Genomic DNA, 19,668 nt, shown 5'->3' on the forward strand with positions numbered 1-19,668 from the left:
CTGGCTGTTAATGTTGGGTCATGACTGTTGGGGGACTGATTCGGCGGGCGTTGAATAGCGCCAAGTACAAGGGCGATCTGTGCCGTGGCGCCCGCCTGCGGCTCTGGATCAGGGCGTGGGGCGGGACCTGCGGCAAGGGCCTTGCGGTCGCCAAGGGCGTTCGCCTGATGCGCCCACCTACCGCCGGCTGGCATATCGGCTCTGACGTGTACCTAGGCCACGGCGTCATCCTGGACGTAGGCGAACACGCGAGTCTTCGCGTTGGCGATGGCGTGAAGGTTTTTCACCACAGCCTGATCGGCGCGTTCGATGAAGTTACCATCCGGGATGAAGTGCAGATAGCAGAGTCCGTGACCATCCGGGATCACAACCACGCTACCCACAACATTGACATGCACCGGACGCTCGTATCTGATCCGGTGACCATCGGCGCCGGGGCGTGGATCGCTCGCGGTGTGGCAGTGCTGGCAGGCGCAACCGTGGGCGAAGGTGCCGTGGTGGCGGCGAACGCGGTCATTACCCGCGGAACGTGCGTGCCGCCCATGTCAGTGGTCGGTGGCGTTCCCGCCAAGCCACTGAGCAAGAGCGGCACGCGCCTATCAGTTGCCGGTTAGTGCCCGGTCCTGCACCCAAGTGCCAGGGCTTCCGGCCGTGACGCAAACCCAGCCCTTCACGACGTACTTAGAGCCCGCCGTTCCCGTTTCTGCCGGCGCCTTGTTGGTGACGTAATCGCCCACGGCCCAGGTTCCCCAGGTCGGGGCTGCTGAGCGGCTGTAGCCGGTGAGCCGGGTTATTGCCGTTTCCCCGTTGACATCCGGGCTCGTGATGCTTCCTGACAGCATGTTCCCGCTGTAGTCCATCAGGGACACGGGGTAGGTGGTGCCGTTGATCTGGAGCGGAGCGCCAATCGTGCCAGCGCCGATCTGCCGGAAGATGTTCTGGCTGACCTTCGCCAGAACCACGGAGAGCTGCGCGATTCCGATTCGGATGGCGGCCGTCTTCGCGGCCCCGTCTGCACTGGTGTTGATGAACTGGTTACGGACGATTTCCACGACCTGCGCTGTTGCCTGGCTGGCGTCGAAGTTGTCTACCCGAGCGCCCCAGTCCTTCACGTCGCGGATGATATTGTCGGCGATGCGCACGGCGCGGACATCGGATGCTGCGCTGAGGGTGACGAACACGCCGCCAAGGTGATCGGCGATCGTGTTTCCGCTGACGTCAACGGAGCCGGTGACGAACTTGTCCACGTTCACGCCGTAGACGGTGGTGTTGAGGACTCCGGCCTTGTCGATGGTGTTGCCGATGATCTTGTAGTCGCCGCCGCCCTTTGAGCCTGCGAGGATGCCGCCACCGACACGGTTGCCACTGATGGTGACGTTAGCATTCTGGTTGGTGTTGGCGCTCTCGATGACCCGGACGCCGAGCCCGGCGATGTTGGTTGCGAGGTTGTTGGCGATGAGGAGGTCTGAGAACGGGAACCCGGTGGACTCGCAGACGCACCTGTAGGCGTCTGCCACGCGGGTGCCGCCGCCTTCCACGACGTTGTCGGCGATGACGGCCTGCTTGACGTTGTGCATGACGATCAGTCCTGTACCGTCTGTGCGCCAGGCGTTGATGCGCTGGACGATGTTGCCGGTGATGACTGCCCGGTATACCTGGGTCACGTCGGACTGGTAGGCCTGCACCTTGATGCCATCCTTGCCAGCATCAACAACATGATTGCCCCGGTAAAGGACGTCGTTGCAGCCCTCAGTCTTGGTGCCAGTATCGGATGTGTTGCTGATCTGATTGTCGAGGATGTGCACGCGGTTGCACTTCTGGACAAGGATGCCGATACCACCGATGAGCGGGTCTGTGCCCTGGTCGCCGCGGCCTGCTACCCGGTTGCGGGCGATGCGGACGAACGTTGTGGGGACGAGGGTGGAGCGGCCAACGTAGATCGGGTGGTGCATCACGTCGTCTACCCAGTTATCCTCGACCGTGACGTAGGTGCCGCCCGTGACGTTGATGCCGGTGCTGGGCGCGTTGTAGATGCGGTTGTTTCGGATGGTCACCGATACCAGGGCGGATATGACGGTGCCCAGTACGGTGATGGTCCCAATGTAGTTCTGCCAGTTCGGGAAGCCTGCTCCGCCGTTGAGAGCCGTAGCGTTGCCGTCTATGGTTAGGCCTTGAATGACAACTGGGCCGGTGGGGTCCAGTACGCGCAGCATGTCCCTGCCGTCTCCCTGCGCGTAGGTAGCGAGGGGCTTGATGACCGCGCCGGGCGCGCCTGTGATGGTAATCTTCCCTCCACTACGCTGGACGGGGTTGTCGATGCGGTAGACGCCCTTGGGGAAGAACACGTTGTCGGAGGCGGCAAGCGCGGCGTTGAGAGCCGCCGTGTCGTTGGTCGTGCCGTCGCCTTTCGCGCCGTAGTCCTTGACGTTGGTGACCAGCTCACCCTTACCAACAGGCCGAACACCTCCGTCAGGGGCGTACAGCGTTGCCGCCTCAGTCTTGTCCAGTTTGGACGTTTCCACGGTCTTAGCTGCGTAGCTTGTGCTGCCAGACGCAGGGGCATATGTGGCAGAAAGCTCCGATGCGGACAGCCGCGGGGGCAGGTCCGATTCCTGCAGCGTCACGAAGCCCGTCCGGCCGCCGAAGCCCAGGACAGCAGCCGTCGGGGCGGTGACCGGGATGGACACCGGGCCGTCCGGGACCAGGTCCAGATCGATCGGTCCCGTCTGCCCCAGCAGGGGCTTCAGGTTCTTGCTCCAGTTGATCGGACGCTCGTTGCCGAACTCCCAGGACGCGCTGATCTGGTACGCGAAGTCCGTCACCGCGTTGCCAGCCGAATCGATGAAACCGGACTGGTCCACGAACGGAACCTGGAACTGACCCAGCAGCCCGGCCTCAGCCGTGAAGGAGTCGGAGAACTCCGGCAGCGGCTGGCCGGTCGCCGCCCAGATCACCCGCGACGTCGGCTTCACCGTGACCTTCGTGACCACGTCCTTGCCCGTCGCAGTCAGCGGGATGCCGAACGCAACCGTCGCCAGCTGCATGCCTGCGGGAAAGCCCATCAAAGGCTCCTACTCTGCCCGGCGTCCGGGCGCTCATTTCGTGCGGGAGGAATTATCAGTCTTGACACGGATGCTAGACCTAGACTGTTACGCCACAATCTTTTTTGTGACTAATCGGCTGTCAGTTGTGGGAGGCACCGCACGCCGGGCAGACCTGCCGGACGGTCTGGACGCCGTCAGCGTCCACGGTGTGGGCCGGCATCCACGGCGCGCCGCAGGCCATGTGATGGGTTTCGGCTGACGGCGTGTGCTCCGTCAGCAGCTCGGGCAGTTCCTCAGACATTGGGCATCCTTCCTGCTGCGTGGTCTCCGGCGGGTTTGGCTGACGTCGCCGCTTCGATTGCCGGGCTGACACCGGTTGGTTTCCACAGGGTCTTGTAGCTGGTGCCGGCGGCGAGGAAGATCAGCAGGGCAAGGCGCAGGATGTCCGGGGTGCTGAACAGCCCAGCCACATAGGCTGTCACCGCGGCCACCACCAGGTAGAAGGCGAACGCCACGAGGGCTTGCCGCCGTGTGCTCCAGCGGGACTGCTGGATAAGGCTGATCACCGGCGGGCTGAAGAAGCCAACGGCGAGCGCCCAGAGGACCGGGTTACTGAGGTTGAGGAAAGGGTCCATCAGCCGTTCACGCCCTTCCCGACCAGCGCCATGACATCGATGCCGATGGAGTTCAGGTCCGGGATGGTCTGGACTTCGCCGTCCTTGTAGAAGGGACCCAGGACTTTGTTGCGGGCGAGCCACTGGGAGGCGTTCATGGTGTCGAGGGTCCAGACGGGGCGGCGGAGAATACCGTCACCGGCCCAGACCTGGGGGCTGGAGCCGTTCGTTGCGAGCACTAGCATTTTGTCCTCCGTGGATATTGGGATGTCGATGACGGGTGTGATGGTGCCCTGCAGGGCGATGGTGCCGACGCGTGGCCGGATGTAGCCGATGAGGCCCTGGCTGGGGAGATGCTGCAGGATGGTCGGCCCGGTCGTCCATTCCGGGTACGGGTTGTTCGGCTGGGAGTCGCTGCTGTTCCCGGACATGCACAGCTTCCAGCCGCCCTTGTCCTGGACGCCCACGGCCACGTGCGTGGCCGGGTAGTACCAGTACGAGTCGCCCCAGACGACGATGTCGCCGGGGAGCATGGGCTGATCCGGGCTGATCAGTTCGTAGGCTGCTGCGATCTCCGGACTCTGCGGGAAGGCGTCCACCATGTTCCCTGCCCAGCCGGGCCAGCGGCCGGCGCCGCCGGTGTTGATCACGGGCAGGCCGAGAAAGCGTGACCAGTGCGCGGCCGTGTCCCAGCACTGGGCGCCGTAACCCTGCGTCGTTGGCTCCCAGTCCTCGTTCAAGTACTGGCCGTTGACCTGCGGGATCCACAGGCCAAGGTTCTGCTGAATGTCGATCATGGGAGAACTCCTGGTGTGGAACCTTCGCAGGTGTAGGTTGCTGATCCCGGCGGGTTCGGTGTGCATGTGTAGGTGGTGCCGGTGCGGTCGGTGAATGTGAAAGATGCAGGCGCCGGACCGGTGGCGCCGGTTTGACCGTCTGCTCCTGCGGGGCCTCTGCAGGCGTCGTTTGCACATACCTGCTGGACGGCGGCGAGGATTGCTTCGGCGGTTGGTGGAGGCCCCTCCTTACCGTCGGCACCGGCCGGCCCTCGGCATGCGTCGTTGGCGCACACAGTTTGGACAGCCGCCAGGACTACCTCGGGAGCGGGCGGCAACGAGACCCCGTCTGTGCCATCCTTGCCGTCTTTCGGCGGTGCGGCATCCTGTCCCGCCGGACCGGTGCAGCGCCCGTCTGAGCAGAACCGCACAAATGCTGCGGCGATGTCGTCAGGGGTCGGCGGCTGCCCGTCCCGTCCCTTGCAGTTCCCTCCTGCGCAGTACGCGCGAAAGGCCTCTACAAGGTCCGCCTGGGATGGTCCGCCGATCGGAACGGGCGGGGCCGATGGCGCGATGGTAGGTTCCCCAGCTGCCTCAGCCCATTTGGCGCAGAGGTCCCGGTCGTAGATCTGCCGGTCGCCTTCACCGCAGAGCGCCTTCCCGGCCTCCTTGGCGATCTCCTTCTTCTCGCCCTGCTGCTGCTGGGCGAACGTCGCGTTCTCTGACGCGAGCCTGGCGTTATTCATGGACAGCCAGAAGGCGACTACCGTGACCACCCCGAGGAGCAAGGACAGCACGGTGAGGAGCATCTTCCAACGCTTATCGGACTTGCGGGACCGTGCCGCCGCTGCGGCTGCTGCCCGGAGTTCCGGGTCGTCGTAGTCACTCATGCGCGTCTTCTTCCTTCGGCCAGTCGGCAGGGTCCGGAGTGATCTTGTTGGCGATCAGCTGCTCCCGCCACGAACCGGCGGCCGCCTTGACCCGCGAGGCGTAGCGGCGGTCCGCTTTCGCTGCGGCCTCGGCGTCCTTCTTCTCGGCCTCGAGTGCGGCTACACGGGATTTCAGGAGTTCTTCCACCTTGATCTCCCTCCGTTCGCGCTTCTTGTCGGCGCGGTCGATGACCTTCCATGCGCCGCCGCCGACGGCAACGAAGGCGGCCGTAATCGCGGTGATGAGCGCTGCATCCACACGTCTGGCCCTCCTACGGTCCTTCGAAGACGGCGGTCACGGTGGTTTCTCCCGACGATGCGGACATGACGGACGCTGAACCGCTGACCACGTCGTAGCCCACGGTGATCACCAGGTTGCCGCCCGCGTGGACGAAGTCCCGCTTGTTGGGCTCGTACGTTGACGGGGTGCCGGTGAGGTCCTGCCGCTTCTTGTAATAGACGGAGGAGCCGGACGGGCCCGTGGCAACGAACACCCGCCCCACAGCCGAAGTCGCCCCGTACAGTCCGGCTTCACCCTCGATGCGGTACTTCCCTGCGGGAGCGTTGGTGATGGTCCCGGAGACAAGGCCCGTGTTCGCGCCGCTGAAGGTGGAGTCGCTGCCGGCGCCGCGGCTGAAGGACCACGTCTGACCGTGGTACCACCAGACAGTGCCGTTCCACGTCTCGATCCGGCCATTCTGGTCTAGCCTCTTCACCTGCTGGCCGACCGCCGGGGTCGTGATCTCTGCCCGCTCGGTGGCATCCCGGACCGGGATAGCAGCGCCGCGGGCGGCTGTGTGCCGCCAGACCTGAGACGTGGTGTTCGACCCCTGCTGGAGAGCGGTGGTCGTGGCGAAGACCCTCGACTCGGCCAGGACCATGGCACCCGACGGAAGCGAGCCAGTGGGCTTTGACGGCGAAGCCGCGGCCGTTCCCTGGATGACGCCGAGGATCGCCTGGTTGTCGGCGTCACCCTTCGCCGTGTCGTTCTGCTTGATGTACAGCAGGTCCCATCGGGAGTCCGTTGCCGGCGCGGCGATGGTTGTGACGTTGGTGGTGCCCGTGAGCGTCGGTGTGTACACACCCTCTGACGCTGTCCGCGAGATGACTGACTCGTGCGGCATGACGTCCCAGGACATGCCATCATCCCGGGGGACCACCAGCACGGTAGTTGCCTGCGCCAGGACGCCCGAGCGTGGGACTCCCGGGGCGTTCTCCGCGTACTGGCCGGCCAGCTGGAGGCGGTGCTCGACAGTGGTTGTTCCGACGCCCGCAACGGGCGCGACGCCCGGTCCACGATTCACCGTCATAGTGTTCCTCCCAATGCAATGACCGCGGCCTCAAGGGCGGCGATCCGTTCGTCTTGTCTCTTCAGGTGCTGGTCCTGGTCCTTGGCCACGTCGAGCAGGGCCAGAGCCAGCAGGTCGTAGCGGATGCCGTCAATCTGGTCGTCGTACCAGACCACGATTTCCGGCACGAGTTCGTAGACTTCCTCAGCGATCAGCCCGTATTCGTTGGTTGCCCCGGCGATCATCTGATCGGGGCCTTCCTGCCCCTCCGGAGTGGGGATCCTGACCGGCTTCCGGTCGAAGATCTTCGGCTCCAGCTGCAGCACCTTGGCAGGGTCCACCGAGTAAGGCCTGACGTTCTGCTTGTACCGCAGCGAAGACGTGTTCTTGCCCAGGTGGTTGCCGCCGTCGTTACCTACCCAGACGGCGTAAAACGTCGTGCCGGCCACGTTGTTGTTGAAGGCGTAGGCCGACCCGTCCGCGAGCGCCACAGCGGATGTGACGTCGCTGCCTGCGTGGGTGTGCGCGGAGGGTGTGAAGGTGGTTGGCTTGCCGGTGATGGATGCCCAGGATGCGGAGGCGCCGGTGACGAGCTTGACCCAGACGCTGTTGATGCTGTCCCAGATTTCGCCGCCGAAGTTGCCGACGTCGGAGAGCAGGGCGCCGAAGCGGGCCATGGGGTTGCCGGCGTTGTCTTTGATGACGAACGTTCCGTCGGATGTCTGGAAGATCCCGACTGTGTTGCCGGCGGCGTCCACGGTGCGGAACCCGGTTTCGTCTACGCGGATGCCTTTGCCTGTTTCGTCGGAGATGGACATGGACCGTTGGGGTGCTCCGCGTTCCTGTTCGAAGATCCGCCGGTCCTGTTCTTTCTGGCGGTCGTTGAGCCTGGCGCGGGCGTCCGGGTCGGGGATGGAGCGGGGGGCGTCGGTGGTCATTACACTCCTGCCGGCATGGGTGCGGGGGTCAGATTGACGGTGTTGCTGTTGTCTCCGTCGATGGCCATCAGCCGGACCCGGCGGGTGCCGGGCTCCAGCATGGGGTTGCCGGTGGGGACGATGAATTGGGCGAAGTCGCCAGGGAGATATCTGCCCAGCAGTGGATTGGTGTTGGCGCGGACGCTGACGTCCCATGTTTCGATGGGGCGGCGGGCGGCGGCCATGGCGGCGTTGGCGTGCCCCTGGAGGATGGTCAGGTTCTCGACGTCTTTGGATGCGGCGTCGGCTTCGGTCCACGGGTAGCCGGCGGTGGTGATGAGGTTGAGGTCCTGGGCGGTGGCGAGTTTCATCTCCAGTTCTGATCCGGCGCCGGGCTGCCAGACACGGTCAGCCATGGCGGTGCCGTCTTCCTTGACGCCGATGTCGGAGACGCCAGACTCGTCGACGGTGCCGTCCCAGGTCCAGTCGTCCCCGCCCTGGTACAGCAGTGGTGAGGCGGCGGTGCCGTGGGTCATGACCCATTCGATGCGGGTCGGGTCGGCGCCGTTGTATCGGGGCTGGAATCGGATGTCAGGGCCGTTCTCTACTTGCGTGAGCTTCCGCAGGGTCTCGCCCAGGAACGCGAGCTCGTAGCCTTTGTAGCTCCGCTCGTTGGTGCCGGCGGTCGTGGCGGCGGGCAGGATGATCGGCAGGCCCGGGTTGAACGGGTTGCCGGCCACGCAGAGCCTGACGAGTTCGCTTGCGATGCTGCCCAGTGACAGGCCGGACAGGCTGAGTACCGAGCGGGTCACCGCTGTGCCGGCGTTGATCTGTGCCCAGTTCAGGACCTTGACCATGTCGAGCAGAGACCAGATCCCGGACGCGCCGAGTTTGAGGGCCCCGGTGGATGCGTTGTAGTCGCGCTTCCAGATCGGTCCCGCCTCGAGGATGCGGTCACCGTAGGCGACGGCGAGGTACTGCTTCTTCACTGCGGTGAAGTTGCGCAGATCCTTGTTCCGCAGTTCCTCGGCGTAGGCCCGGACGGTGGCGTCGATGTCGCCGGCGCCGTTGAGCCGGAGGCCCCAGCTGTGCGATGCCACGGGCAGGTCACAGGTAATTTCACCGGTGACCATGTTCCCGACGAAGACCCGGAATGCGGGATCTACCACCATGCCGGTCTCACCTCCGCCGTCAACGTCGCGCCGGTGGAGCCGACGGCTTCAAAGAGCCAGGTCCCGGAGGTGCGCCTGGCCAACCGTGTCCATTGCCGGACAGTGAGCTTCGCTGACATGTCCGCGTACCCGTCAAGTTCCACCGAGGCGTCCGAGGAATCGAGCCGGACCGACTGCCCGGGCAGGATCGGCGCCGAGTACACCAGCCGCTGACCGGATTGCACGTGCGTGATCGTGAAACCGTTGGGCATCGCACCGGTCACGGTGAACGTCGGGGCCGTGTCCGCGGTGCCGGTGTTCGTCAGGGTCAGCGTCCCCGGGTCCCCGAGCGCGCCGTAGTCCAGAGGGTTATCCAGCGGGTAGGTGAGACCCCCGCCCGGGCTTGCTATCCCGGTGATGGCGTTGACGGCCGCCCCGTACTTCCGGGGCTTGGGGCACCAGAACTGCAGCTGGTAGGTCAGCGTCGTGTCGTTCTTCCAGGACAGCTTGGGGTCAGCGAACAGGTAGGCCCCGGCGGACATATCCACCGTGGCCGTGTCCGTCACATCGAGCACCCCGGCCAGCCCGTCACCGAGGACGGCGGCCAGCTGCTGCGCGGCGAGCGCGGCAGCTTCGATAGTGGGTGCGCCGGCGTCGCCCTCAAGGGTGACCAGGCGGGCGTCCCGCCAGCCGCGTTCGGAGAATTCTCCGTGCGCGCCCATCCGGGAGACCCGGTCACGGCGGACAGCGGGCCCGTCATCCCAGCCCTTCAGGTCATCAAGCCAGAGAGTGAACCCGTCCGGGCTGGTCCATCCCTCGGTGCTGAAGACCAGCCCGTCCACGGTCACGGTGCGGATGCCTGCCATGTCACCCCTTCCATGCCAGTTGTTCAGCGAGCGCCCGGGCCATCGTTTCCTCTGAGCCCGGGACGGTCTCGACCTTGATGGGGCGCTGTTCCCGGATGGCCTGAATCAGGTCATCGATGGTGGATCCGCCGGAGGCGCCGGAGCGGGAGCTGCCGACGGTTCCGGTGCTGCCGAACCCCGTGGCCGTGGCGAACTCCGGCACGGTCACGAGACTGGCCATGCGGTCATCGATCCGGGACTGCGTCCGGCCGACACCGACCAGCACGCCCTCACCGATGTTCTCGCCGAAGCCCGCGAAGACCTTCGACGGGGACGCGATGCCCAGAGCCTGCTTGAACGGTCCGACGATCCATCCAGGAACCATGCTCAGGAAGGCGTTGCCGATGGTCCCGGCGAGGGACTGCACGCCGCTGATCAGGCCCTCTACGATGTTTCGGCCGATGCCGTACAGCCAGTTGCCAGCACCAGACAGGATGCCCATGATTTGGGAGCCCAGTCCGCCGAGGACGCCGAGGACGTTCCCGACCATCCCGGACACGCCGGAGACGATGCCGCCCCAGACGCCACCGAGGAAGCCGGCTACCTGTCCGAAGACCCCGCTGATGAATCCCCAGGCTGCACCGAACCCGGAGGATATGGCTCCCCATACGGCGCCGACAGCGCCGGAGATTACGGCCACGATGGTGTTCCATACCGCGCCGACGAATCCGCCGATGGCGGTGAACACTCCGGAGATGAATCCCCACACGGCGGTGAAGACTGCGGAGACCACACCCCACACGGCTTGCAGCGCGCCGGTGATGATGCCGACGTACCAGTTCCAGATCCCGACGAAGAACCCGCCGATGGCGGTGAACACCGCCACGATGTTGTTCCAGATCGCGGCGATCTGGTCCCCGTGGGTCTGGACGAAAGCGGCGATGATGTTGCCGACCAGGGACGTAATCCAGTTCCAGACGCCGGCGATAAAGTTCCCGATGTTGGTGAACACCGAGGAGACGAAGTTCCACACGGCGGTGAACCCGGCAATGATGGGATCCATTACGGTGTGCACGCCCGTCATCACTACGGCGGCGATAACACTCCAGACCCCGCCGAGGAATCCGACGATGTTGTTCCACACTTCGGTGACCCAGTTCCCGAGGCCGCCCCAGATCTCGTTCCACCAGTTCCCGAAACCGCCGAGTACTTCCATCATCCAGTTCATGAACCCGCCCCAGGCCTCGGTGAGGAACGCGACGACGGCGTCCCAGTTCATGACCAGGGCAACGATGGCGGCGATCAGCGCCACGATCCCGACGATGATCCAGGTGATCGGGGACATGGCCATGACGAAGTTGACGACGGCGATCACGGCGGCGAGCGCCCCGAGCGCGAGTACCCCGGGGCCGATGATCGGGGCGAACTGCTGGAGCCCTTCAAGGATCGGTGTGAGGATGGGGAGCATCTGCGCGCCGAGCTGGCCGAGGGTTGTCTCGGCGGTGCGCTGCAGGTCCTTGAATGCTTCGCCCGGACCGGAGTGCAGCTTGTCGCTCAGTGACCCTGCGGACCCTTCCACGGTGCCGAGGGCTTCCTGGGAGTTGAGCAGGGAGTCGATGAACTTGGGAATCTCGGCGGTACCGAGATCTTCAATAGGTGTGCCGAAGAGGGCGAGCGCGGCCTGTGACTGCTGGGCCGGGTCCTTGATGTCGCCCAGCCCCATGATGATCTGGTCGAAGGCTGCCCGGGCGGTGTCGCCGCCGGCCAGCAGCTTGTTCGTCATGTCGGTCTGGTCCATGCCCAGGGACTCGTAGGCGCCGGCCGTGGCTTCGGACATGTCCGTTGCCCGGATGGTGAATTCCTTCAGGGCGTCGCCGGTCTTGTCGATACCGAACGCGCCTTTGGCGGATGCGTCCGCGAGCATGGTCATGGCCTCGCCGCCGGACATGCCGAGGTTGGCGAACATCGGACCGTACTCGTCGATGGCGTCCAGCACGTCTTCGCGGACGTTGACCGGGACCTTGGACAGTGTTGCGGCCAGCAGGTCGGCAGCTCCCGCGCCGTCCTTCGCCAGGCCGGTGGTTATCATCTGCCCGGCAATCTGCGCGGTCCGGCCGACGTCCAGCTCGAAGGCGCTGGAGAGGTCCATGACCTTTGACGTGACGGACTGGATGTCTTCTGCGGACTGGCCGGAGAGTCCTTTGATGGAGGACAGGGTTGCACCGACCGCGGCCGAGACGCCCTCGAAGGAATCGCCGTAGCCGTCCGCGTACATCTTGCCTGCGGTCTCGCCGGCCTTTGCCGCTTCCGGGCCTGCGAGGTTCAGCCCTGCTGTCATGGTCGACGTGATTGAGTCCATGTCAATGGCTGTGTGCAGGCCGGACATCAGCGCAGCGCCTGCGACACCTCCGGCCGCCGCTGCCGTCATGGGGCTGAACAGCTTGGAGGTTGCCTTCGCGCCGGCCGCACCGAGCTTGCCGGCCATTGAGTCCGCGGAATCAGCGACGTCCTGGAAGGTCTTATCGACGCCCTTGGATGTTGCGAGGATGTCGAACAGCAGTTGCTGTGTTGCCATCAGGGACCGCCTTCCTTATCGTTGCCGGGCTTTGTCCTGCTGTTCTTCCCAGGCTTTGGCGTTTGCGACGAACTTGAGCCACATCATGTAGGGCAGGTCCCAGACGTTCAGCGGGGTGATGCCTGGCCAGACATGCGAGATCGTGGTGATCCACCGGTAAATGGATGCCTCGATGTCGTCAGCGTCGTCTAGCTGTTGGCTGCGGCTGGCTCTACGCCCGGAACGGAATCCGTCCGGGCTACCGTAGGGTCCTCCGCTGCGGTTTCCTCCGGCTCCGTTTCGAAGCCGATCTTGGAGAGCGGGAAGTCGTTGGCTTCGCTGACTGTCACCGACTCGCCTGCGTGGCGCTTGCACAGCCAGACCATGGCCTGGAGCGCGAGCAGGTTCTCTTCGTCCTCAAGGAAGTCCAGCGGGTCCGCGGCGGTCCCGTCCTTGGGTGCCTGGTCCTGCATGCGCTTGAAGGCGTCCCGGAGCGACTTGATGCCAATGCCGGTCTGGACTTTCAGGACGTACAGGTTCCGGAGCGTCGCTCCCTGGATGGCTTCCTGCAGCGGGTACTTCTTGTCTCCCACAATGAGCTTCACGCTTTTACCCTTTTCCGTTGAGTGCGTCGTCGATGGCGGCGAGCGCCTTGTCTTTCGCGTCGATGCGTCCGGCCTTGATCGGCTCCCACCAGTACGGCTGGCCGAACTGCGAGACGAACGATTCCTTGTTCCCGAACACGGGATGCCGGATGACCTTCTTGTTCCAGCCCTTGACCATCACTCCGCCGACACCCTTGTCCGCCCGGATGCTGATGCCGGAACGGGTGGCGCCTGCGACGACGCGGGTCTTCAGTGAGGCCTTCACGCGGTTGCGCATGCCGGTGCTGCGGCTGCGGCCGGCGGCCTCTGCCTTGTAGACGTTGACCGCCCGGAGGTAGGTCCTGCCTTTGGAGTCCTTGATCCGGCGGACTGTCTTGCCGCTGCGCTTGGCGTTGCCGGGCTTGGCGCCGGAGAGGATGGCGCGCTGTTCCTTGATGATGTCGTCGCCCACGCCGCGTAGGCTGCGGCGCAGGTTGCGCTGTACAGCGGGCCCGATCTCTTTGGCTTTGGCCAGCGCCTCCCGGATGTTCGGGGAGGTGATGGTGATTTCCGGAAGATCAGACCCGCCGCCGCGCTGGTGCGCGGAGCGTGCCATCAGATGGTGGCGTCGGTGGTGACCAGTGCGACGTAGATCGGGGACCCGGCGGCGAGGCCGTCCAGGACGGTGAAGTCGATGGACTGCTTTACCGGGGAACCGGCGGCGGACTTCGGCAGTTCACCCTCGAGGCGGATGTCCGGGAAGTGGAACTGCAGCGCGTACTTCGCCGAGGTCCCGATCGTCGTGGTCGAGAGGAACGTCAGCGTCATGCCCAGCGCGGTCTGGTTCAGGTAGGCGTCCCGCAGCACCGTGTCCGCGTACTCCGCCGTGACCTTGCCCTTGACGTCGGCCAGGCCAACGACTGGCTTGCGGTTCCGCTTGCCTGCGCCGCCGAAGGTGAAGCCGCCGTCGTCAATCTTGTTGTCGAAGGAGACGGAGAATTCCTCGATGGTGGCCGCGGTGGTTCCACCGGTGGCGAGTGCCGTCGCCGTGGGCGGGGTCTGCGATCCGCCGATGGTGATCGCGCCCTCCGCGAAGTGGAACAGCTCGCCGCCGACGACATACGACGGGGCGGCGTACGCGACGTCGGTCTTGACTTCCTTGGCGTCCCAGCTGGTCTTCAGCTTCACGATGTCAGCGTTGGACGCGGAGAACTCACCGGAGGTGCAGACCGCGCCGAGGAACGTCATGGCCGTAGCCGCGCCGCCGCCCAGGGTGGGGATGCCCTTCTGAATCGTGTAGCTGTTCAGCGGGTCCGTAGTCGTCGGGGTGTACAGCTGCTGGAAGACACCGGTCTGGCCCGGGACAGTGGTCGAGACCGCCGTGCCGAACAGGGCTTCGAGGAAGATCCCGAGTCCCTTGCTCACCAGTTCGATGTTGATGTCGCCGCCGGCGGACTGCTTGGCCAGGACTCTGCGGCCGGAGCGGGCCACGCGTGACCCGACGCGCATACCGGCGCCCTGGACGAACGTGGGGTTCCACGCCAGGGACTCGTCGATGAACTCGGGGAACCGGTCCACGGTCACGCCGGTGCCGTACGTGGTCTCCTTCTTCAGGCCCACGGAGCAATCAAGCTGGGTCGTCACTGGTCTTCACCCTCTCCTTCGCCGCTGGCTTGGTCGCCTGCGTCCTCGTTGTCGCCGTCGTGGCTCTCTGCCCCGTCGTCGTCCTGCTGGGCCGTCAGATCGGCGGCCAGCGTCTTGGCGGCCTTGTCTGTGGGCTGGTAGTTGTCGGGCTGGAGGAGCAGGACGCGGGCCTGATCTTCGGTGACGTCGACAATCTCGTCGGCTTCGATGACTCTGCGCAGCAGTGGGACGTCGAGCGCGCCGAGCGGGGAAATGTTCTTGAGTCTTGGCATGGGTTTCTCCTAAGCCGATATGCGGGCGTTTGCGGTGAAGGTCGCGACGACTTCCGTCACGCGGCCCTGGTCAATCAGGTCCTCCGGCGTTGCGCCCTCTGACTCGTGGGAAGTGAGGAAGCATTGCCGTACCGTGCCGCCGACCGTGGTGTCTGTCATCCGGACGTAGTGCTCAATGCGGCGCAGCAGGTCGTAGGCCCGCTCGGCTGTCTGGATCTCGGCTTCTTCATCGCCGCCTAGGAAGCACGAGACCGTTACTTCGACCGTGAGGGTTTCCTCACGGCTGCGGTTAGTGGAGAGCGTCGCCGCCTGCTGACCGACGGACACCCTGCCGAAGGACACGATGTCGTCAGGCTGGTAGGTGGCCGGCTGGCCGAAGACCACATAGACGTGTTCGGTGTCATAGCCGCCGGCCATCAGTTCCTTGACCGCCGCGTAGAAGGCCTTCTTGAACGCAAGGCCGAGGGTTGCCTGCGTGAGGTCCGGCGCCGTCATGCGAAGCCGCCCATCTGCTGGTGCGGTGCGCAGAGCTCGATGACCCTGCGGGGGACCGCGTAGCCGGACGGGGTGAAGGCGTCGGTGTCCTGCTGGACGCCGCGGATTGTGCCGCCTCCGGAACCCTGCATGCCTCCCTGCCACCAGAAGCGGACCAGCTCCCGAGCCGCCAGCCGGATGTTTGGCGGGATCTCTGCGCTACCGATCCGGTAGGTGACAACAAGCTCGCCACCAGGGAAGACCGTGACAGCGCTGCGGGTTCCTGCATACACAAGACCCGATGCGAGATCCGGAACATAGGCTGTCACAGCCGCGCCATCGGCAGTGATGCCAAGGATCTCTGTGGGCAGGTCCGGCAGCACGACGGCGCTGTCACCGCCCCACGTGGTGTAGGTCTTGGTTGCGGCCAGCATCGGACCCGTAATGTCCTCGATGACCGGTGTCGCGGCCGCGAGGTACAGGCGCAGGTCCTGGGCTTTGGCGGGGTCCGCGTTGGACGGCAGCCGCAGACCCGTCAGCACCTCATCCAGTGGAATGAGGAACTGCGGATCTGCGGGCCATACATCCAGCACGTCGGTGTAGGCGCCGGCACCGCCCGCCGTCCAGCTCAGCAGATACCTGCCGGCCATCGGCGGAACGAACTCAGCCTGCGCTGACTCCCGGTACCCGGTCACTTCCGGGGCCGGGTCCAGCGTGGTGCCGTCCGGCTTCTTGACCGCGAGCGCGTATGGTCCGGTGTCCGGCGCGGTGGGCCATTTCACCGTGGCTTTCGCGCCGAGGTCAAGGGACGCCATTACTTCTTAGCCGCGGCTTTCGCTTCGGCGTCTGCGTCAGCCTTGGTCTGCTTGGCCTGCTCCTCGAGGAGCTTGGCGGCAGCAGCCTGGGCGTCGGCTTCGGCCTGGGCCTTCGCCGCAGCCTGGGCATCCGCGGCCGCTTTGGCGTCGGCAGCAGACACGCGCAGCGGCTGGTTGCCGCGGGCGGTTGCGGTCTCGACTCCGGAGGTCGTGGCCGTTGCGGTCTCGACATCGGGGTTGACGGCGAGGCCGCTGGCGAGCAGCTGGCTGGCTTCGTCTTCGGGCAGGTCTATGGTCTGGCCGGGTGCCGGCCAGTCTTCGCCGTCGCGGGTCCCGGAGATCTTGCCGACCAGCCGGACTGTCTTGTTCTTTGCAGTCATTACTAACTCCTTTGGAAGGTGTTCTGCTGTGCGTTGAGGGCGGCATGCGGGCCCGGGGTTTCAGGGTCCGCACGCCACGTGGTTACCGTTGGCTAGGAAGCGCCGCCGGCGAAGTGCTTGACCGCTCCGGTCTGATCGACCAGGACGCCGTCGCCGCGGATGATGGCGCGGTAGGTGATCAGGTCCTTGTCGAACGCGAAGTCGTCGGACCGCTCGAAGCGGACGCCGTTGACGATGCGGGCGAAGTAGGCGGACATGTCACCGAACGCGACGGACTTGTTGCCGAGTCCCACGCCGGGCATGTTCGGGTCGGTGAAGACGGGCTTGCCTTCGATCATGTCCGGCTGGCCGGCGATGATGGACGGCTCCCAGAGGTAACGCCCGCTGGAGTCCTTGAGCTTGCGCAGCGTGGCAGCGGTGCCGTCCTTGATCAGCCAGCCCGCGTTCGGGCTGTTCCGGTACGGACCGATGACCGAGTAGAACAGGTCAATCAGATCGTCCCAGGTTGGTGCGCCGCCGACGGCGGTCGCGCCAGTCTTGCCCAGCGTGGTGCTGGTGATCAGGCCGGAGGGCTCGTTGGTCCCGGTACCGGCGACGAGCTTGGCGCCGAAAGCATTGCCGATGGCGCGGCCGGCCTGGCGGGCAATGAAACCCTCGAGGTCGAACGCGGAATCGTCAGCCAGTTCGCGGCTGAGCTGGGAGAGGTCGCCGTACTTGTAGGCGTACAGGGACCGCTTGGCCAGAACAGGCTCGGACGTGGGGATGGTCTGGCCTTCACCGACCTGCGCACCGGTCGGCGCGGAGATGGTTACGGGGACGCTGATCTCTTCACCGCTGGAGGTGTAGAGGATCGTCGCACCCGCCGAGAGGATCGCCGAGGTTTCGATGGCGTGCTCCATGAGCTGGCCGTAGAAGGTCGTCGGCACGGTGTAGCCGCCGGCGGACGGGGTGCCCTTGACGAGCGCCCGTACTTCCTGGCGTTCCTCGTGGGTGGGCGTGTACTCCCATGCGCCGTTGCGGCCCTGCAGCATCTTGCGCAGCAGCACCTCCGCGGCGTCCTCGTTGCGGTCCTCGCCGCGGCCCGGGACCTTGCCCAGGGAAGCGGCGATGTCGCGCTGCTCGTTCTCGAACGCGACGAGACGGTCAGCCTGCGAGCGCAGGGAATCCATCTCGGCCGTGATGGCGTCGAAGGACTGGGACTCTTCGGCGGTGAGGGCGCGGCCCTCAGCATCCGCAGCGTCGATGATGGCCTTGCCCTTTTCGTGGGCTGCTGCACGCTTTTCGAGCAGCTTCTTTGCGAGCGTTTCGCTCATGGCATTCCCTCCTGGAAATGTCGAAGTGGATTTAGTGCGGTGAGGTGCGGGTGGATTTCGTCCTGCCCACGGGCATTACTAGGCGCGGTGGAGGAGATCCAGCCGGCGCCGGTAGAGATCCAAGCTCCGGTGGGTTTCGCCCTGCCGTTGCTCTTCCTCTGCCCGCTCCTCATCGGTGCGGGAATCTGGGGGAGTGAGGAGCAGCTTGCGCAACTCCTCCGGTGCGGTCTCGCGGACCTTGGCCACGTCCATGTGGAGGCGGTCAGCCAGCGAGCGCAGGCCTGTGGTGGTGTCCCGGTAGGCGGGGTTGTTCACGGGGGCGACGTCGACCAGCTGGACGGCCAGCAGGGTCCGCAGGGGGAAGCCCTCCGGGGTGAAGTCCCAGTCGTCGGCCACGGTGCGGAACGCGAAGCTGGAGTAGCGGACGTCCTGGCGCTTGGCCAGCTCGCGGACATCCCTGCCGCTGGTGGTGTCCGGAATGTCGACGTCGTACCGCAGCCCTGTGCCATCCACCTCGAGCCGCAGGGTGCCAGCCTCGGTGGTTCCCAGTAGGTGGTTGTCGTCGTGGTTGTACCGGGCGAGGACGGCCACCTGGTCGGCCAGCGACTTGTTGAAGGCCGCGGGGTCCACGCGCTCCACAAAGCCGCCCAGGTTCTGGGAGAGGCGGTTGAATACCGAGGCGTACCCGCTGAGCGTGCCGAGTCCGTTGGACGTCTCGCGGAATTCCACGGGAAGGCTGATATGGCGAAGCTCCAGATCACGCACCGGAACCACCTCCGTTCTGTAGTTTCTTCACATTGCCGAACCAGAGTTGCCACTGGTCGATCTCGGTTGGGGTGAGCATCTCGAAGTCCTCGAAGTCGCGGACCTGCTCCAGGCTGTAGGCGCCGATCCTGAGACCGACCTCGTAAGCCTCCATGCGGGACTTGAGATCCCCGCGGACGTTGGCGTTGAGGTTGAACTTCACGTACAGGCCCGGGTTCAGGAGCCTGTTCAGATGGTGCTCCAGCCGGACCGCCGTCGGCTGCAGAGCCCGCCGGCTGAACTTGAGTTGGTTCAGTTCCTCGGTCGTGTACTTCAGGCTGCTGCCGGAGTCCCCGCCGATCTCCTCTGGCGGAACCTTGTAGATGGCGGCGATCTGATTGGCCGTGGCCTTGATCGATTCCAGGAACTGGACATCGGCCATGGTCAGCCCGAGCTTGCTGTAGTCCCAGTCATTGCCCGAGACGAACACATCTCCATTGGCCACCGAGGACTTGAAGCGGCTCTTCACGACGGAGGACTCCAGGGCCGACAGCTTCTGCACCGTGTTCTTCAGGTGCCCGGAGGGGACACCCGAGCGGCGGTAGACGTTGGTCCCGAACTGCTGCGCACTCTGCGCCATGTCCAGCTGCACCTGGAACTGCTCAATGGGGGACAGCCCGACGATGGACCCGGGGAGGACGTACTCCGCGATGTGGACCACCGAGGCGTACTCCAGAGCCTTGCCGTTGTGAATGTACTGGGGGACAGCCTTGGACTCATCCACGCGGATGCTGTCCGGGTGCAGCCACTGAACCTTGGATGCCCCGAACCGGTCGTAATCGATGATGGTTCCGAAGGCGTTACCCCGGAGCTTGAGGGACGTAACGCACTGGTGGAGCCAATCAACGCGGGTGCCCAGCAGGTTCGGGTTCGGGTTGGTGACCAGCCCGGGCTGGACTGGGAGCCCCGAGCGCGTTCCGGACTGGGCCATCTCGAAGGCCGAGACCGGCGTGACGGCCAGTGAGTCAGCGATAAGGCTGGTTGCTGCGTACACCGGGACCACCCGAAGGGCCGATTTCATGCCCCTGGAACCGAGGCCTGACCCGCTCGCGAAGCTGCCGCCGAGGACACCGTCAATCCCTGACCCGCCCGAGCGCTCCTCATTGCGGAAGAAAAGACTCATTGGCTGGCCCTCCAGGAGATAGCAAGGCAGGCGAGACCGGCCACAGCGAGCGCCGCCGGCACGTAGACCAGGGCAACAGCGGTCACTATCAGTGCTGCGCCGAGCACATCCAGAGCAGTCGTTAGCCAGGCGCGCATGTC

The 19,668-nt window shown here is 65.2% G+C and carries 23 protein-coding genes; 1 reads left to right on the forward strand and 22 read right to left on the reverse strand.

What is annotated here, in order from left to right; genetic code table 11:
- The first annotated feature begins 20 nt into the window (after positions 1-20).
- Positions 21-614, forward strand: a complete 594-nt coding sequence (locus J7I92_RS05370; RefSeq protein WP_251039507.1) for an acyltransferase — start codon at positions 21-23, stop codon at positions 612-614.
- Here J7I92_RS05370 and J7I92_RS05375 read toward each other — a convergent pair.
- The 22 genes from J7I92_RS05375 to J7I92_RS05480 all read right to left on the reverse strand — a co-directional run bounded on the left by J7I92_RS05375 (position 600) and on the right by J7I92_RS05480 (position 19,665).
- Positions 600-3,062, reverse strand: a complete 2,463-nt coding sequence (locus tag J7I92_RS05375; protein WP_214838334.1) for a right-handed parallel beta-helix repeat-containing protein — start codon at positions 3,060-3,062, stop codon at positions 600-602. The two genes, J7I92_RS05370 and J7I92_RS05375, sit on opposite strands and share 15 nt — an antisense overlap.
- Positions 3,063-3,183: 121 nt before the next feature.
- Positions 3,184-3,345, reverse strand: coding sequence for a hypothetical protein (locus J7I92_RS05380; RefSeq protein WP_214838337.1), 162 nt, complete (start codon positions 3,343-3,345; stop codon positions 3,184-3,186).
- Entirely contained in the window at positions 3,338-3,679 is a 342-nt protein-coding gene (locus J7I92_RS05385) for a hypothetical protein (RefSeq protein ID WP_214838341.1), read from the reverse strand. The genes J7I92_RS05380 and J7I92_RS05385 overlap by 8 nt, the downstream gene beginning before the upstream one ends.
- Positions 3,679-4,455: a hypothetical protein gene (locus tag J7I92_RS05390; protein ID WP_214838344.1), complete on the reverse strand. Its 777-nt coding sequence runs from the start codon at positions 4,453-4,455 to the stop codon at positions 3,679-3,681. Before J7I92_RS05390 ends, J7I92_RS05385 begins: the two co-directional genes overlap by 1 nt.
- Positions 4,452-5,324 carry a hypothetical protein gene (locus J7I92_RS05395; RefSeq protein WP_214838347.1) on the reverse strand — a complete coding sequence of 291 codons (873 nt, stop codon included), beginning with the start codon at positions 5,322-5,324 and terminating at the stop codon, positions 4,452-4,454. The genes J7I92_RS05390 and J7I92_RS05395 overlap by 4 nt, the downstream gene beginning before the upstream one ends.
- Positions 5,317-5,622 carry a hypothetical protein gene (locus J7I92_RS05400; RefSeq protein ID WP_214838349.1) on the reverse strand — a complete coding sequence of 102 codons (306 nt, stop codon included), beginning with the start codon at positions 5,620-5,622 and terminating at the stop codon, positions 5,317-5,319. The genes J7I92_RS05395 and J7I92_RS05400 overlap by 8 nt, the downstream gene beginning before the upstream one ends.
- 13 nt (positions 5,623-5,635) lie before the next feature.
- The gene (locus J7I92_RS05405) at positions 5,636-6,673 is read right to left on the reverse strand and encodes a hypothetical protein (protein ID WP_214838352.1); all 1,038 of its coding nucleotides are present in this window, start codon (positions 6,671-6,673) and stop codon (positions 5,636-5,638) included.
- Positions 6,670-7,590, reverse strand: a complete 921-nt coding sequence (locus tag J7I92_RS05410; protein ID WP_214838355.1) for a tail fiber domain-containing protein — start codon at positions 7,588-7,590, stop codon at positions 6,670-6,672. Before J7I92_RS05410 ends, J7I92_RS05405 begins: the two co-directional genes overlap by 4 nt.
- The gene (locus tag J7I92_RS05415) at positions 7,590-8,741 is read right to left on the reverse strand and encodes a hypothetical protein (RefSeq protein ID WP_214838358.1); all 1,152 of its coding nucleotides are present in this window, start codon (positions 8,739-8,741) and stop codon (positions 7,590-7,592) included. The genes J7I92_RS05410 and J7I92_RS05415 overlap by 1 nt, the downstream gene beginning before the upstream one ends.
- Positions 8,732-9,586: a phage distal tail protein gene (locus J7I92_RS05420; RefSeq protein WP_214838361.1), complete on the reverse strand. Its 855-nt coding sequence runs from the start codon at positions 9,584-9,586 to the stop codon at positions 8,732-8,734. Before J7I92_RS05420 ends, J7I92_RS05415 begins: the two co-directional genes overlap by 10 nt.
- A 1-nt stretch (position 9,587) precedes the next feature.
- Positions 9,588-12,140, reverse strand: coding sequence for a phage tail tape measure protein (locus J7I92_RS05425; protein ID WP_214838363.1), 2,553 nt, complete (start codon positions 12,138-12,140; stop codon positions 9,588-9,590).
- A gap of 188 nt (positions 12,141-12,328) precedes the next feature.
- Complete coding sequence (locus J7I92_RS05430) at positions 12,329-12,724, reverse strand: hypothetical protein (RefSeq protein WP_214838365.1); 396 nt, start codon at positions 12,722-12,724, stop codon at positions 12,329-12,331.
- 4 nt (positions 12,725-12,728) lie between these two features.
- Entirely contained in the window at positions 12,729-13,319 is a 591-nt protein-coding gene (locus tag J7I92_RS05435) for a hypothetical protein (protein ID WP_214838368.1), read from the reverse strand.
- Positions 13,319-14,347 (reverse strand): phage tail tube protein, encoded by a 1,029-nt coding sequence (locus tag J7I92_RS05440; protein ID WP_214838370.1) that lies wholly within the window; start codon positions 14,345-14,347, stop codon positions 13,319-13,321. The genes J7I92_RS05435 and J7I92_RS05440 overlap by 1 nt, the downstream gene beginning before the upstream one ends.
- The gene (locus J7I92_RS05445; protein ID WP_214838372.1) at positions 14,344-14,619 is read right to left on the reverse strand and encodes a hypothetical protein; all 276 of its coding nucleotides are present in this window, start codon (positions 14,617-14,619) and stop codon (positions 14,344-14,346) included. Before J7I92_RS05445 ends, J7I92_RS05440 begins: the two co-directional genes overlap by 4 nt.
- A 9-nt stretch (positions 14,620-14,628) precedes the next feature.
- A complete protein-coding gene (locus J7I92_RS05450; protein WP_214838373.1) occupies positions 14,629-15,114 on the reverse strand; it encodes a hypothetical protein in 486 nt (161 codons plus the stop codon).
- Entirely contained in the window at positions 15,111-15,908 is a 798-nt protein-coding gene (locus J7I92_RS05455; protein ID WP_214838375.1) for a hypothetical protein, read from the reverse strand. The genes J7I92_RS05450 and J7I92_RS05455 overlap by 4 nt, the downstream gene beginning before the upstream one ends.
- Complete coding sequence (locus tag J7I92_RS05460) at positions 15,908-16,288, reverse strand: hypothetical protein (RefSeq protein ID WP_214838377.1); 381 nt, start codon at positions 16,286-16,288, stop codon at positions 15,908-15,910. Before J7I92_RS05460 ends, J7I92_RS05455 begins: the two co-directional genes overlap by 1 nt.
- Before the next feature lie 92 nt (positions 16,289-16,380).
- Complete coding sequence (locus J7I92_RS05465) at positions 16,381-17,601, reverse strand: phage major capsid protein (protein WP_214838379.1); 1,221 nt, start codon at positions 17,599-17,601, stop codon at positions 16,381-16,383.
- 78 nt (positions 17,602-17,679) lie between these two features.
- Entirely contained in the window at positions 17,680-18,366 is a 687-nt protein-coding gene (locus J7I92_RS05470; RefSeq protein WP_214838381.1) for an HK97 family phage prohead protease, read from the reverse strand.
- Positions 18,359-19,528 carry a phage portal protein gene (locus J7I92_RS05475; protein WP_214838382.1) on the reverse strand — a complete coding sequence of 390 codons (1,170 nt, stop codon included), beginning with the start codon at positions 19,526-19,528 and terminating at the stop codon, positions 18,359-18,361. The genes J7I92_RS05470 and J7I92_RS05475 overlap by 8 nt, the downstream gene beginning before the upstream one ends.
- Positions 19,525-19,665 carry a hypothetical protein gene (locus J7I92_RS05480; RefSeq protein ID WP_214838384.1) on the reverse strand — a complete coding sequence of 47 codons (141 nt, stop codon included), beginning with the start codon at positions 19,663-19,665 and terminating at the stop codon, positions 19,525-19,527. Before J7I92_RS05480 ends, J7I92_RS05475 begins: the two co-directional genes overlap by 4 nt.
- Positions 19,666-19,668: the final 3 nt, after the last annotated feature.

The sequence above is a fragment of the Arthrobacter sp. ISL-72 genome (assembly GCF_018613755.1).
Taxonomy (GTDB): Bacteria; Actinomycetota; Actinomycetes; order Actinomycetales; family Micrococcaceae; genus Arthrobacter.

Bases quoted from the DNA above. Each gene is read 5' to 3' on its own strand.
- J7I92_RS05385 (WP_214838341.1), bottom strand. From the start codon at position 3,679: ATGGACCCTTTCCTCAACCTCAGTAACCCGGTCCTCTGGGCGCTCGCC.
- J7I92_RS05425 (WP_214838363.1), bottom strand. From the start codon at position 12,140: ATGGCAACACAGCAACTGCTGTTCGACATCCTCGCAACATCCAAGGGC.
- J7I92_RS05480 (WP_214838384.1), bottom strand. From the start codon at position 19,665: ATGCGCGCCTGGCTAACGACTGCTCTGGATGTGCTCGGCGCAGCACTG.
- J7I92_RS05450 (WP_214838373.1), bottom strand. From the start codon at position 15,114: ATGACGGCGCCGGACCTCACGCAGGCAACCCTCGGCCTTGCGTTCAAG.
- J7I92_RS05410 (WP_214838355.1), bottom strand. From the start codon at position 7,590: ATGACCACCGACGCCCCCCGCTCCATCCCCGACCCGGACGCCCGCGCC.
- J7I92_RS05435 (WP_214838368.1), bottom strand. From the start codon at position 13,319: ATGGCACGCTCCGCGCACCAGCGCGGCGGCGGGTCTGATCTTCCGGAA.
- J7I92_RS05375 (WP_214838334.1), bottom strand. From the start codon at position 3,062: ATGGGCTTTCCCGCAGGCATGCAGCTGGCGACGGTTGCGTTCGGCATC.
- J7I92_RS05475 (WP_214838382.1), bottom strand. From the start codon at position 19,528: ATGAGTCTTTTCTTCCGCAATGAGGAGCGCTCGGGCGGGTCAGGGATT.
- J7I92_RS05415 (WP_214838358.1), bottom strand. From the start codon at position 8,741: ATGGTGGTAGATCCCGCATTCCGGGTCTTCGTCGGGAACATGGTCACC.
- J7I92_RS05465 (WP_214838379.1), bottom strand. From the start codon at position 17,601: ATGAGCGAAACGCTCGCAAAGAAGCTGCTCGAAAAGCGTGCAGCAGCC.
- J7I92_RS05370 (WP_251039507.1), top strand. From the start codon at position 21: ATGACTGTTGGGGGACTGATTCGGCGGGCGTTGAATAGCGCCAAGTAC.
- J7I92_RS05455 (WP_214838375.1), bottom strand. From the start codon at position 15,908: ATGGCGTCCCTTGACCTCGGCGCGAAAGCCACGGTGAAATGGCCCACC.
- J7I92_RS05390 (WP_214838344.1), bottom strand. From the start codon at position 4,455: ATGATCGACATTCAGCAGAACCTTGGCCTGTGGATCCCGCAGGTCAAC.
- J7I92_RS05445 (WP_214838372.1), bottom strand. From the start codon at position 14,619: ATGCCAAGACTCAAGAACATTTCCCCGCTCGGCGCGCTCGACGTCCCA.
- J7I92_RS05460 (WP_214838377.1), bottom strand. From the start codon at position 16,288: ATGACTGCAAAGAACAAGACAGTCCGGCTGGTCGGCAAGATCTCCGGG.
- J7I92_RS05405 (WP_214838352.1), bottom strand. From the start codon at position 6,673: ATGACGGTGAATCGTGGACCGGGCGTCGCGCCCGTTGCGGGCGTCGGA.
- J7I92_RS05420 (WP_214838361.1), bottom strand. From the start codon at position 9,586: ATGGCAGGCATCCGCACCGTGACCGTGGACGGGCTGGTCTTCAGCACC.
- J7I92_RS05380 (WP_214838337.1), bottom strand. From the start codon at position 3,345: ATGTCTGAGGAACTGCCCGAGCTGCTGACGGAGCACACGCCGTCAGCC.
- J7I92_RS05395 (WP_214838347.1), bottom strand. From the start codon at position 5,324: ATGAGTGACTACGACGACCCGGAACTCCGGGCAGCAGCCGCAGCGGCG.